This is a genomic window from Allobosea sp. NPDC055353 (assembly GCF_053644975.1).
The window spans coordinates 2,090,900-2,102,578 of record NZ_JBSHMC010000001.1 but is presented as its reverse complement, the minus strand read 5'-3'; the positions used below and the strand labels follow the sequence as shown (position 1 = coordinate 2,102,578).

The following is an 11,679-nucleotide window of genomic DNA, read 5'->3' as shown; positions in this document are numbered from 1 at the left end:
ATGCGGCGCAGCCGCGACCGGTGACCTAAGGGCGCGGGACGCAGGCGCCGAGCCGCAGCATGGTGCCGGGCGGGCAGGTATGCGGGCCGGTGGGCTGCGAGATCGGCCGGACGGATTCGCAGCAGGCGCCGCGCACGACATAGCCGCTGGGGCAGCCGCCCGACCTTTCCATCCGGTCCTTGCCGTCTCGCGTCGGGCGGCACGAACCTGCCGCGAACGCGTCACCGGCAGCGTCCAAGGCGGCCACGGCCAACGCAGCAACGATGGCAAATCTGATCATGGGCGGCGATCTCCGATGGCGGCGCTCCCCGGCGAATGGCGTCCTCGGCGGGAGCTGGCAACGGCCATCCTAGCTGGCCGGATCATACATGAACTCGCGAAGCTCCTGCGCGCAGCGGCAGGCCCGTGCGAGCTTCGCCGCCCATTTCACCGCCTCCTCGCGCGTCGGCAGTTCCAGCACCGCGAAGCCGCCATTGAGACGGCTGCCCGGATAGATCCGATCGGACACCGCGCCATCGGCTGAGACGAGCACGGGAGCGACCGGCTCGTTGATCCCGCCGCCGAAGACATAGACGCCGGCAGCCTTCGCCTCCTCGATCACAGCATGGGATTCGACGGAGGCGGCGTTGAGCTCATCGTCCGTGAGCACCATCGCCTCGCTCGGAAAGGAGATGAGATATTTGGTCATGCCGCGATGATGCGTTGCGGGTCGAGCGAAAACAAGCGGATGGGCCGTCCGATCACCTCGTGGCCGTCGCGACAGTAGACTATGCTGTCGACTCGAATGGCCTGCCGGAGGCGGCAGGCTCGCTCCACCTGGCCATGAAAGACAATTCCGCTGATGCAATCGCGAGCCGCTCATGCGCTGATCGGTCTGACTACGCTGGTCGTGCTCGCTGTGCTGTTCGGGCTCGGCTATTGGTTCAGCCGGGGGCAAAGCGACACCATCGACGTCAAGGTGGTCTTCAATGGCAAGGTCTCCGGCCTCGGCCGTGGCTCCAGCGTGCTCTTCAATGGCCTGCGCATCGGCGAGGTCCGGGACATCGACATCGAGCCGAATGATCCGCGCCAGATCTACGCCATCCTGAAGATCAGTCAGTCAGCTCCGTTGCGCGTCGATACGAGCGCCCGCCTCGAAGGTCAGGGCCTGGCCGGCATCGTCGCGGTGCAGCTTCGCGGCGGCAGCCCCGCCGCTGCTCGGTTGATCGCCGGGCCGGGGCAGGCTCTTCCGACGATCGTCGCGGAATCCTCCGAGAGCATCTTCGAAAAGGTCGGATCCATCGCGAAGGGCATCGACGAATCCCTCGTCGGTATCGATGCGGCAATCCAGGCCAATGCAGGGCCGGTAAACGAAAAGATCAAATACCTGGAGAACCTGTCCGCCACGCTCGATGGCAGCTCTCCAAAAGTGGCGGAATTCATGACGAGCGTCAGCTCGGTTGCCGATTTCATCGCACCGCTTCCCGATAAACTGAAAACTTTCAGTGAGGGCTTCATCGAGAATCTGCGATCTGCCGACACAAATCGGATCGCTTCAGCCATCGACGATGCCGATCGCCTTGCCACGAAACTGAGCGCCGCCGCTCCCGACATCGGCAAGACGGCGCGGAGCGTCGTCTCGATGAGCGAAAAGCTCAACAGGGCCGCCGATCAGGTCGATGGCGTGTTGAAAGGCGCGCAAGCCTTCCTGTCCGGTGCCGGGAGAGAAAACGGAGGAAGCGTCTTCGAAGACGTTGCCGAGGCTGCGAAATCCCTGCGTACGCTCGCCGACAATCTGGATCGGAGCTCGGCGGCAGTGGCGGCGAAGATCATCCAGTTCACGGGAAGCGGGCTACAGAATGTCGAAACATTCACGTCAGACGGCAGCCGCGCCCTCTCCGGCTTCGACCGTACGCTGCGCAATGTAAATCGGGACCCGCAAGGGCTGATTTTCGGCAACAAGAACCGCATCCCGCAATATAACGGCTCGCGATAGAACAGGCGCCTGCCCGGAGAAGCCCGATATCCGTCACGACGATCCTCTGGCAAATCCCATTGGCTCTGGCCGGATGTTTCGGTGGAGCGTATCTCGGCCAGGAGCTTCTCGGCGGCGGCGCGATCGGCTGGTCGGTCGCGGGCGCGATCGTCGCGCTATGCTGCGCCCCGCTGTTCAGGTCGTTGATGACCCACCGAGCCCGGCGCCAAAGCCGCTAGCGCGAAGACGCGACCGCCCCAGGATCACCCTGCCCGGGCTTGACGATCCGGCTCAGGCGGTTGTCGGTGAACATGTAGATTTCGCGGCCGCCGGGCTCTGAATAGAGCACCTGGACCTCGCGCTGGCCCTTGCCGCTCTCGCCGACCAGCACGTCGGTCGGGCGCCCGCCCTTCAGCTTCACCAGTTCGCATTCGGTGATGCCGGGCGCGATCTCCTTCGGCAGCGGCCGGGTCGAGGGATCGAGCGAGGCTCCGACGCTGCACTCGCCTTCCGGCGTCAGCACCGGCTCCTGCGTCGAGATGCCGGCGCTGCCGGAGGTCGTCGTCGTCGTGGTGACGCCGCCCTTCGTCTCCGACTGGAAGGCGAAACCGCCCATATCGACCGAGCAGCCGGCAAGGGCGGCGGTGCAGAGCAACAGAACAGGCAGTCTCACGCTTTCTTCTCCCAACGGCCGGCATCGTCCTGCTGCCAGTAGCTGGCGGCATGGCCCGAGGCCCTGGCCTTCTTCCAATCCTCGCGGGCGGCAGCAAGCGCCTCGGGATCGTCACCATCGAATATCAGGACGACGCGCTCGTAATCCTGCATTGCGTCGGGAATGCGGACCCCGTCGGCGCAGACCCGGACCTGTGCGGCGTTCGGGTTATGCGCCTGCGTCGTCAGCACGATCGGATTGCTCGCCGCATCGGCCTCCAGCGCCGTGACATGCGGCAGGAAGCTCTCGTCGGAATAGGTCCAGAGGTGATCGTCGAGCACGCTCATGCGCTCCTGGCCGCCGACCTGGACGACGACCTTCTGGCCGCGCGACAGGGCGCGGTCGAGAATCGTCGGCAGGACCTGCTCCAGCGGGCGGGACTGCAGATGGAAGAACAGGATCTCGGCCATCGAAGCCTTATATCCTAAAGGGTTGCCGGCATTTCCGCAGAAAGCGATTCAGCCTTCGTAATGGTCCGCCACCAGCCGGTCGAGCAGGCGTACGCCCCAGCCCGGGCCCCAGGACCGGTTGATCTCGGAATTCGCGGCAGCCATTCCGGTTCCGGCGATGTCGAGATGCGCCCAGGGCGTATCGTCGACATGGCGCTGCAGGAACTGCGCGGCGGTAATCGAGCCGCCATAACGGCCGGCCGAGTTCTTCATGTCGGCGAATTTCGAATCGATCATCTTGTCGTAGGCCTTGCCGAGCGGCATGCGCCAGACCGTCTCGCCGGTGGCGATGCCGGCCGCCGTCAGGCGGGCGGAGAGCTCGTCGTCGTTGCTGAACAGGCCGGCATTCTCCTGCGCCAGCGCAACGAGAATCGCGCCGGTCAGCGTCGCCAGATTGATCATGAAGCGCGGCTCGAACCGCTCCTGCGTGTACCAGAGCACATCGGCCAGCACGAGCCGGCCCTCGGCGTCGGTGTTGATGATCTCGATGGTCTGGCCGGAGAGCGAGGTGACGATGTCGCCCGGCCGCTGGGCGTTGCCATCCGGCATGTTCTCGACGAGACCGATCACGCCGATCGCATTGACCTTGGCCTTGCGGCCGGCCAGCGCCTGCATCAGGCCGACGACGCAGGCCGCGCCCGCCATGTCGCCCTTCATGTCCTCCATGCCGGCGCCCGGCTTCAGGGAGATGCCGCCGGTGTCGAAGGTCACGCCCTTGCCGACGAAGGCAACCGGCTGCGCATCCTTCTTCGCGCCGTTCCAGCGCATGACAACGACGCGGCTCTCGCGGCGCGAGCCCTGGCCGACGCCGAGCAGCGCGCGCATGCCGATCTTCTTCAGCGCCTTCTCGTCGAGGATTTCGATCTCGACGCCAAGCTTTTCGAGTTTGGCGGCGCGGTCGGCGAATTCTTCCGGGTAGAGGACGTTCGGCGGCTCGTTGACGAGGTCGCGCGCCTGGATCACGCCGGCGGCGATGGCGTCGGTCGCCTTCACGGCCTTCTTCACTGCAGAGGGATCGGTCGTGCGCAGCGTCACCGTCAGCGGCTCGGCCTCGTCCTTGTCCTTGCTCTTGGTCTTGTAGCGGTCGAAGGCATAGGCGCGCAGCCTGAGGCCCAATGCGATATCGGCGGCCTGCTTCGTCTCGATCGTGCCTTCCGGCAGCGCGAGAATGATCTCGGCGCTGCGGCCGGCGCCGAGCCGGCCGGCGATGACGCCTCCCAGCTTGACGAAATCCAGCTTGGCGCGCTCGTCCTCAGGTCCGACGCCGACGACGATCAGGCGCTCATAGGAAGCCCCCTCCGGCGAAGGCAGCGTCAGGCCGGCCAGGGCCTTGCCCTTGAAGCGCTCGGCCGCGGCGGCCCGTGTCAGCAGTCCTTGAGCGCCCTCGCCCGCCCATTCCTGCGCCGCCTCGGGAACGACCAGCCGGTCCGAGACGAGGATCACCAGATCCTGCCCTTCGACGGCATCCAGGGCTTTGATCTCGAGCTTCAGGCGCTGCGACATGATCCGCTCACAATCTTGCGAAAATGACAGGGGAAGGACAATTGACGGCAGACGGCAAACGATTCCCGTTTGCGCCATGGTCGCGCCTATACCATAGGGTGTGTCCGACGAACCACCTCGGGGAGCGCCATGCTCTCCTTCTCCGGAAACGACGCGTGCTTCTCAACCGCCTCGATCGCTACATCCTGAAGATCGCGGCGATCGCGGCGATCGTGCTCCTGCTCGGCCTGACCGGCGTGATCTGGGTCACGCAGGCGCTGCGCGAGGTCGATCTCATCACCGGCAAGGGCCAGACGGTCCTGATCTTCCTGACCGTGACGCTGCTCTCCCTGCCGGCGCTGCTCGCCGGCATCGCGCCGGTCGCGCTGTTCATGTCGACGCTCTACACGCTGAACCGGCTCAACGGCGATTCCGAGCTGATCGTGATGAACGCCGCCGGCGTGGCCCCGCAGCGCATCACGCGGCCCTTCATCGTGCTGACGATCGCGACCTCGCTCATCGTCGCCTGGATGACGATCTCGGTGATGCCGGCGAGCTTTCGCATGTTGCGCGACCTGATCACGCTGATCCGCGCCGATTTCGTCGCCAACGTGGTCAAGGAAGGCCAGTTCGTCTCGCTCGATTCCGGTGTGACCTTCCATTATCGCGAGAAGGCCGGCGACGCGCTGGTCGGCATCTTCATGCAGGATCGCCGCGACCCGTCGCAGCCCTCGATCTATCTCGCCGAGCGCGGCCGGACGGTCGAAGCCGAAGGCCAGAGCTTCCTGATGCTGGAAAAGGGCACGATCCAGCGCGAGGCCAAGAACACCTCGACGACCTCGATCATCTCCTTCGAGCGCTATGCCCTGAACCTGTCGGCGCTCACAGGCGATGCCAGCGGCGGCCCCGGCGAGGGCGACGGCGACAAGGTGATCTACAAGCCACGCGAGCGCTCGACCTGGGAGCTGCTTCGGCAGGACACCAACGAACCCTATTACAAGATCCAGGAAGGCCGCTTCCGGGCCGAGCTGCACAACCGGCTCTCGTCGCCGCTCTATCCCCTCGCCTTCATGCTGATCGCCTTTGCCGCCATCGGCGAGGCGCGCACCACCCGCCAGGGCCGCGCGCTGGCGATCCAGTCGGCGATCATGATCGTCGGAGCGACCCGCATCGCGGCCTATGCGGCCTGGACCGCGAGCGTGCGCTCGCCCTTTGCTGCCGCGCTGCTCTATATCCTGCCGATCCTCGCCATCGCCCTCGCGACGGGCTTCATCTTCTACGGCGCACGGATCCAGCCGATACTGGCCCGTCTCGTCGCTCCTCTCACCACGCCGCTGGTCAATCTCGCGGCCCGATTCCGGCGCGCCTGATGCTGCTGTTCACGACCTTCGGCCGCTATCTGACCAGGCGCTTCGCGCGCGCCATCGTCGGCGTCTTCAGCACCTTTTTCTTCCTGATCGGGACGCTCGATTTCGTCGAGCTGATGCGACGCGCCGGCGATTCCCCGATCGCGACGACGCCGCGCATCGTCCAGCTCGCGCTGTTCCGGGCTCCGGCCGTCGCCGAGCAGATCTTCCCCTTCGCCGCGCTGTTCGGCGGCATGTTCGCGCTGCTGACGCTGAGCCGGAAGCTCGAGCTCGTCGTCGCCCGCTCGGTCGGCGTCTCGGCCTGGCAGTTCCTGCAGCCGGCCGCGGCGGTCGCAGGGGTCCTCGGGCTGGTCTCGATCATGATCTACAATCCCGTCGCGGCCGAGCTGAAGCGCAAGGCCACGGCGCTCGAAACGCGCCTGTTCGTCCGCTCCGGCGGCAAAGCCGCCCTCTCCAAGGAAATCTGGCTGCGGCAGAGCAGCGTCGACGGCCAGGCGATCATCCGCGCCGCAGGCGCCCTGCCCGACGAGGACGGATTGTCGCAGGTCGCGTTCTTCATCTTCAATCCGAACGGCAGCTTCAAGGAGCGAATCGACGCCCAGCAGGCCCTGCTGCGCCCGGGGCACTGGGAGCTCGCCGACGCGCGTACGACCTCCGCCACGGAAGAGCCACAGAGCTATAAGAGCTACGTGCTCGCCACGACGCTGGAGCCGGAACAGATGCGCCAGAGCTTCACCCCACCCGACGCGGTGGGCTTCTGGTCGATGCCGGCCGTGATCGACCGGACGCAGCGCGCCGGCCTCGACACGACACCCTATGAGCTGCGTTATCAATCGCTTATGGCGCGCCCGCTGCTGCTGATCGCAATGGTGCTCGTGGCAGCATCAGTTTCCTTAAGATTTTTCAGGTTTGGTGGTGTGACCAAACTGGTGATAGGTGGCGTCGCTGCGGGGTTCGTGCTCTATGTGGCGACACAACTGTCGGAGGAGCTCGGATCGTCGGGAATCGTCAATCCGATCGTCGCGGCGTGGTTGCCTGCAGCATTGGGGGCAATGCTGGGAGCACTCGCCCTCCTCCATCAGGAAGATGGGTGAAACGTACTGTGCCTATGGTTAATTTCGAGTTTACGAGATGGGTCCAGGAGTGAACCGGCTAGCGCGCTTTGCTGCGGCGACGGCTCTCGCCTCCAGCCTGGCCTATCTGCTGGCCGGGCCGGCCTATGCCCAGAATCGGGCGGCCGGCGCGCAGCCCAAGCCCGCGGCCGCGGCTCCTGCGAAACCGCAGGACCGCATGGTCGTCGATGCGCGCGAACTCGTCTATGACAACGACAAGAAGACGGTCGCGGCCGTCGGCAACGTCCAGATCCTGTATCAGGGCCGGACGATCGAGGCCGATCGCGTCATCTACGACCAGGGCAACAAGCGCGTCACCGCCATCGGCAAGGCCCGGATCACCGAAGCCAACGGCACGGTCATCACCGGCGACAAGTTCAACCTGACGGACGATTTCCGCGACGGCTTCATCGACTCGCTGCGCGTCGTGAATCCGGACAAGACCCGCTTCTCGGCGCCGCGCGCCGAGCGGACGGATGGCGAGACCTTCGTCTTCGACAAGGGCATCTACACGGCCTGCGAGCCCTGCAAGGACAATCCCGAGCGGCCGCCGCTCTGGCAGGTCCGCGCCGCGCGGATCATCCACAAGAAGTCCGAGCAGACGATCTATTACGAGGATGCGCGGGTCGAGTTCGCCGGCATCCCGATGGCCTATATCCCCTATATGTCGGGACCGGATTCGACGGTGAAGCGCAAGTCCGGCTTCCTGTCGCCGCGCTTCATCAACACGTCCGCGCTCGGCTACGGCGTCGGCCTGCCCTATTTCCTCAACCTGGCGCCGAATTACGACCTGACGTTCACGCCGACCTATTTCAGCCGCCAGGGCTTCCTCGGCCAGGTGGAATGGCGGCATCGGCTGGTCAACGGTTCCTACGCGATCCGGGCCTCCGGCATCTTCCAGCAGGACCAGGACGCTTACCTGGCGAGCCCGCTCGGCCCGCGCGACAAGGAGTTCCGCGGCTCGGTCGAGACGAACGGCAAGTTCTACATCAACCCGCGCTGGAGCGTCGGCTGGAACGCCGCGATGTCGACGGATCGCTGGTTCTACAAGAACTACCGCATCCGCAACGAGAGCCTCAGCGCCTCGACCTATCTGCAGGAATCGATCTCGACGGCCTATCTGAACGGCCAGAGCGAGAGCGCCTGGTTCGACCTGCGCGGCTATTATTTCCAGCCCCTGAACTATCAGGACTGGCAGAAGCAACAGCCCGTCGTGCTGCCCGTGCTGGACTACGACAAGCGCGTCCACAAGCCGTCCTTCCTCGGCGGCGAACTCTCGTTCAACGTCAACGTCACCAGCTTGACGCGCGACACGGCCGCCTTCTCGGAGCTGCCGCAGCAGAAGAGCTACCTGATCACGACGCCGAGCTATTCGCTCTATGACGGCTGCGCCGTCTACGACAAGAACCACTGCCTCGTCCGCGGCCTTGCCGGCAATGTCTCGCGCGCGACCGCCCAGGTCGCCTGGCGGCGCAACTTCATCGACCCGCTCGGGCAGATGTGGACGCCCTATGCCTCGGTGCGCGCCGACATCTTCTCGATCAATCCCGACACCAGCGGCATCATCAATTCGCGCGTCTCGACGATCGCCGACACCTCGGACGAGGTCTTCGGCCGGGTGATGCCGGCGATCGGCCTGATGTACCGCTACCCGTTCGTCGCCAAGACCGGCTGGGGCACGCATATCATCGAGCCGGTGGCGCAGATCGTCGCGCGGCCGAACGAGACGAACAGCCTGCGCGTCGCCAACGAGGATGCGCAAAGCCTGGTCTTCGACGCCAACAACCTGTTCGAGTGGAGCGGCAAGTTCTCCGGCTTCGACCGCGTCGAGGGCGGCACGCGGGCCAATGTCGGCGCGCTCTATACTGGCCGCTTCGGCAAGGAGGCCTTCGCCAACCTGCTGCTGGGCCAGTCCTACCAGCTTGCCGGGCGCAATTCCTTCGCCAGCGGCGACCTGCTCAATACCGGCCTGAATTCCGGCCTCGAAACCCGCAATTCCGACTATGTCGCGCGCGCCCAGGTCTCGCCGTTCAAGGGCTTCTTCCTGACCGGCGCGACGCGCCTCAATTCGACGACCTTCGAAGCCCAGCGGATCGACGCGGCCGCGACCTATTCCAACAGCATCATCTCCGCTTCGGTCGGTTACGGCCGCTACGAGCCCCAGCCCGATCTCGGGATCTCGCGCCGCCGCGAGGGCCTGTCGCTCAACGGCTCGCTCAAGGTCGCCGAGAACTGGCGTCTGCGCGCCGGTGTGCTGTTCGATCTCGACAAGTACAAATACGATCGCGAGCGCTACCGGGATGCTTATGCGTCCTACGCGGCAGCTCCCGCGGTATCCGCGGTCCCGATCTATCCGAATAGCGGACCGTTCCAGACCGCCTCGACCTCGTTCGGCATCAACTATACCGACGAGTGCACGGTCTTCGACATCAGCTATTCGCAGAGCTATGCCGACCGCCAGGCCGGGGCGACGAAGGATACGCGCACGGTCATGTTCCGCCTCGAACTGCGCACGCTGGGCGAGATCAGCTACTCGCAGAACCTCGGCGGATCCTCCTCGTCGAGCGACGGCGTCACCTCGTCGAACTAGTCGTACCGGCCCGAAGCGACGGGCCGGCCCCTTCTTCAAGACGCGGAGTCCGTTTTGCCGGCCAAGCCGCTCGCATTGACACAGGGCGACCCGGCCGGCATCGGGCCGGAACTGACGCTTCGCGCCTGGCTGGAACGCCGCGAGCGTGCGGTGCCCGCATTCGCCTGTATCGGCGACCCCGATCACCTCGCCCGTATCGCCGCGCGACTTGGATGGGCGGTGCCGCTGCATATCTGCGACTGGCGCAGTGCCGGAGCTGCCTTTGCCGATGCGTTGCCGGTGATCCCGCTCGAATCCGGGGCTGGCACCGTCGTTCCCGGCAAGCCCGATCCGGCGACAGCCGCGAGCACGATCGCCTCCATCGACCAGGCGGTCGCCGCGACCTATGCTGGCGAAGCCGCAGGCGTCGTGACTAATCCGATCGCGAAATCAGTGCTTTACAAGGCCGGCTTCAAGCATCCCGGCCATACTGAATATCTGGCGCATCTGGCTGCGCGGGGTGGTGCCGCGCCGCGGCCGGTGATGATGCTCTGGTGCGAGGAACTCGCTGTCGTGCCGGTGACGATCCACGAGCCGCTGCGCCGCGTGCCCGAGCTTCTGACCACGGCGCTGATCGTCGAGACCGGCCGGATCGTCGCCGCCGAGCTGCGCAGCCGGTTCGGCATCACCCAGCCGCGCCTGGCGATCAGCGGGCTCAACCCGCATGCCGGCGAGAACGGCACGATGGGCCATGAGGACGAGGCCGTCGTCGCGCCGGCCATCGCCCAACTGAAGGCCGAAGGCATCGATGCGCGCGGCCCTTACCCCGCCGATACGATGTTCCATGCCCGCGCCCGGGCCGGCTACGACGCGGCGCTGGCCATGTATCACGACCAGGCCCTGATCCCGATCAAGACGATCGCCTTCGACGACGGCGTCAACGTCACGCTCGGCCTGCCCTTCATCCGGACCTCGCCGGACCATGGCACGGCCTTCGACATCGCGGGCCGGGGCATCGCGCGGCCGGACAGCCTCTGCGCCGCCCTGAAGCTCGCCGCCCGGATGGCCGCGCGCACTGTCACGGACATCGCTTCATGAGCCAGATCGACGACCTGCCGCCGCTGCGCGAGGTGGTGGAGCGCCATGGCCTGATGGCGCAGAAGGCGCTCGGCCAGAACTTCCTGTTCGACCTCAATCTGACGAGCCGGATCGCCCGCGCAGCCGGGCCGCTGGACGGCCAGACGGTGGTCGAGATCGGTCCCGGCCCCGGCGGGTTGACGCGGGCGCTTCTGGCCAACGGCGCCGGCCGCGTGATCGCGATCGAACGCGACCGGCGCTGCCTGCCGGCGCTCGCCGAGATCGCGGCGCATTATCCGGGGCGCCTGGAGGTCATCGACGGCGACGCGCTCGCGGTCGACCTGTCGCCTCATCTCGACGGCGGGCGGGCGCGGATCGTCGCCAACCTGCCCTATAATATCGGGACGCCATTGCTGGTCGGCTGGCTCAGCCTCGAACCCTGGCCGTCCTGGTGGGATTCGCTGACGCTGATGTTCCAGCGCGAGGTCGCCGAGCGCATCGTCGCGACGCCGGATGAGCGCGCCGATTACGGCCGGCTTGCCGTGCTCTCGAACTGGCGTTGCGAGACGAAGATCCTGTTCGACGTGCCGCGCAGCGCCTTCGTACCGCCGCCGAAGATCACCTCGTCTGTCGTTCATTTGATTCCGCGCGCGCAGCCGGAGCCCTGCGACCGGCGCCTGCTGGAGCGGGTGACGCTCGCCGCCTTCGGCCAGCGCCGCAAGATGATCAGGCAGAGCCTGAAGGCGGTGCTGCCCGACCCCGCCCCGATCATCACGGCTGCCGGCCTCGCCGAGACGGCGCGCGCCGAGGAAATACCGGTCTCGGGCTTCGTCAGGCTGGCGAACGCGTTGGCCGCGCAGCGCTAGGTACGCCCTTGTCATTCCGGGGCTTCGCCCTCGGGTCCGACCTTCGGTCGGCCCAAGGCGAAGAACCCGGAACCCACGACTGGGCGAGCGT

General features: G+C 66.1%; 11 protein-coding genes. 6 read left to right on the top strand and 5 right to left on the bottom strand.

Translation table 11 applies throughout. The annotated features are described in order from the left end of the window. Positions 1-25 precede the first annotated feature (25 nt). Complete coding sequence (locus ACWIEX_RS09685; protein ID WP_454032836.1) at positions 26-280, bottom strand: hypothetical protein; 255 nt, start codon at positions 278-280, stop codon at positions 26-28. Between the two features lie 69 nt (positions 281-349). Beyond that, the gene (locus ACWIEX_RS09680) at positions 350-688 is read right to left on the bottom strand and encodes a YciI family protein (protein ID WP_454032835.1); all 339 of its coding nucleotides are present in this window, start codon (positions 686-688) and stop codon (positions 350-352) included. Positions 689-841: 153 nt separating this feature from the next. On the opposite strand from ACWIEX_RS09680, the gene ACWIEX_RS09675 reads away from it, so the two are divergent. Then, entirely contained in the window at positions 842-1,975 is a 1,134-nt protein-coding gene (locus ACWIEX_RS09675; protein ID WP_454032834.1) for an MlaD family protein, read from the top strand. 214 nt (positions 1,976-2,189) lie between these two features. On the opposite strand, the gene ACWIEX_RS09670 is transcribed toward ACWIEX_RS09675, so the two are convergent. Genes ACWIEX_RS09670 through ACWIEX_RS09660 form a run of 3 tightly spaced genes read right to left on the bottom strand, consistent with a single transcriptional unit; the run spans position 2,190 to position 4,618 of the window. Next, positions 2,190-2,627 carry a hypothetical protein gene (locus ACWIEX_RS09670; protein WP_091859094.1) on the bottom strand — a complete coding sequence of 146 codons (438 nt, stop codon included), beginning with the start codon at positions 2,625-2,627 and terminating at the stop codon, positions 2,190-2,192. After that, positions 2,624-3,076 carry a DNA polymerase III subunit chi gene (locus ACWIEX_RS09665; RefSeq protein ID WP_454032833.1) on the bottom strand — a complete coding sequence of 151 codons (453 nt, stop codon included), beginning with the start codon at positions 3,074-3,076 and terminating at the stop codon, positions 2,624-2,626. Before ACWIEX_RS09665 ends, ACWIEX_RS09670 begins: the two co-directional genes overlap by 4 nt. A gap of 48 nt (positions 3,077-3,124) precedes the next feature. Beyond that, positions 3,125-4,618 carry a leucyl aminopeptidase gene (locus ACWIEX_RS09660; protein ID WP_454032832.1) on the bottom strand — a complete coding sequence of 498 codons (1,494 nt, stop codon included), beginning with the start codon at positions 4,616-4,618 and terminating at the stop codon, positions 3,125-3,127. Positions 4,619-4,773: 155 nt separating this feature from the next. On the opposite strand from ACWIEX_RS09660, the gene lptF reads away from it, so the two are divergent. The 5 genes from lptF to rsmA are packed head-to-tail and all read left to right on the top strand — an operon-like array spanning position 4,774 to position 11,588. Beyond that, positions 4,774-5,967, top strand: a complete 1,194-nt coding sequence (gene lptF / locus ACWIEX_RS09655) for an LPS export ABC transporter permease LptF (protein ID WP_454032831.1) — start codon at positions 4,774-4,776, stop codon at positions 5,965-5,967. Then, the gene (gene lptG, locus ACWIEX_RS09650; RefSeq protein ID WP_454032830.1) at positions 5,967-7,058 is read left to right on the top strand and encodes an LPS export ABC transporter permease LptG; all 1,092 of its coding nucleotides are present in this window, start codon (positions 5,967-5,969) and stop codon (positions 7,056-7,058) included. Before lptF ends, lptG begins: the two co-directional genes overlap by 1 nt. Positions 7,059-7,107: 49 nt before the next feature. After that, positions 7,108-9,666, top strand: a complete 2,559-nt coding sequence (locus ACWIEX_RS09645) for an LPS-assembly protein LptD (protein WP_454032829.1) — start codon at positions 7,108-7,110, stop codon at positions 9,664-9,666. Positions 9,667-9,720: 54 nt separating this feature from the next. Beyond that, positions 9,721-10,743, top strand: coding sequence for a 4-hydroxythreonine-4-phosphate dehydrogenase PdxA (gene pdxA / locus ACWIEX_RS09640; protein ID WP_454032828.1), 1,023 nt, complete (start codon positions 9,721-9,723; stop codon positions 10,741-10,743). Then, positions 10,740-11,588 carry a 16S rRNA (adenine(1518)-N(6)/adenine(1519)-N(6))-dimethyltransferase RsmA gene (gene rsmA, locus ACWIEX_RS09635; protein ID WP_454032827.1) on the top strand — a complete coding sequence of 283 codons (849 nt, stop codon included), beginning with the start codon at positions 10,740-10,742 and terminating at the stop codon, positions 11,586-11,588. Before pdxA ends, rsmA begins: the two co-directional genes overlap by 4 nt. Positions 11,589-11,679 lie beyond the last annotated feature (91 nt).

Bases quoted from the DNA above. Each gene is read 5' to 3' on its own strand.
- rsmA (WP_454032827.1), top strand. From the start codon at position 10,740: ATGAGCCAGATCGACGACCTGCCGCCGCTGCGCGAGGTGGTGGAGCGC.
- ACWIEX_RS09680 (WP_454032835.1), bottom strand. From the start codon at position 688: ATGACCAAATATCTCATCTCCTTTCCGAGCGAGGCGATGGTGCTCACG.
- lptG (WP_454032830.1), top strand. From the start codon at position 5,967: ATGCTGCTGTTCACGACCTTCGGCCGCTATCTGACCAGGCGCTTCGCG.
- ACWIEX_RS09675 (WP_454032834.1), top strand. From the start codon at position 842: ATGCAATCGCGAGCCGCTCATGCGCTGATCGGTCTGACTACGCTGGTC.
- ACWIEX_RS09665 (WP_454032833.1), bottom strand. From the start codon at position 3,076: ATGGCCGAGATCCTGTTCTTCCATCTGCAGTCCCGCCCGCTGGAGCAG.
- ACWIEX_RS09660 (WP_454032832.1), bottom strand. From the start codon at position 4,618: ATGTCGCAGCGCCTGAAGCTCGAGATCAAAGCCCTGGATGCCGTCGAA.
- ACWIEX_RS09685 (WP_454032836.1), bottom strand. From the start codon at position 280: ATGATCAGATTTGCCATCGTTGCTGCGTTGGCCGTGGCCGCCTTGGAC.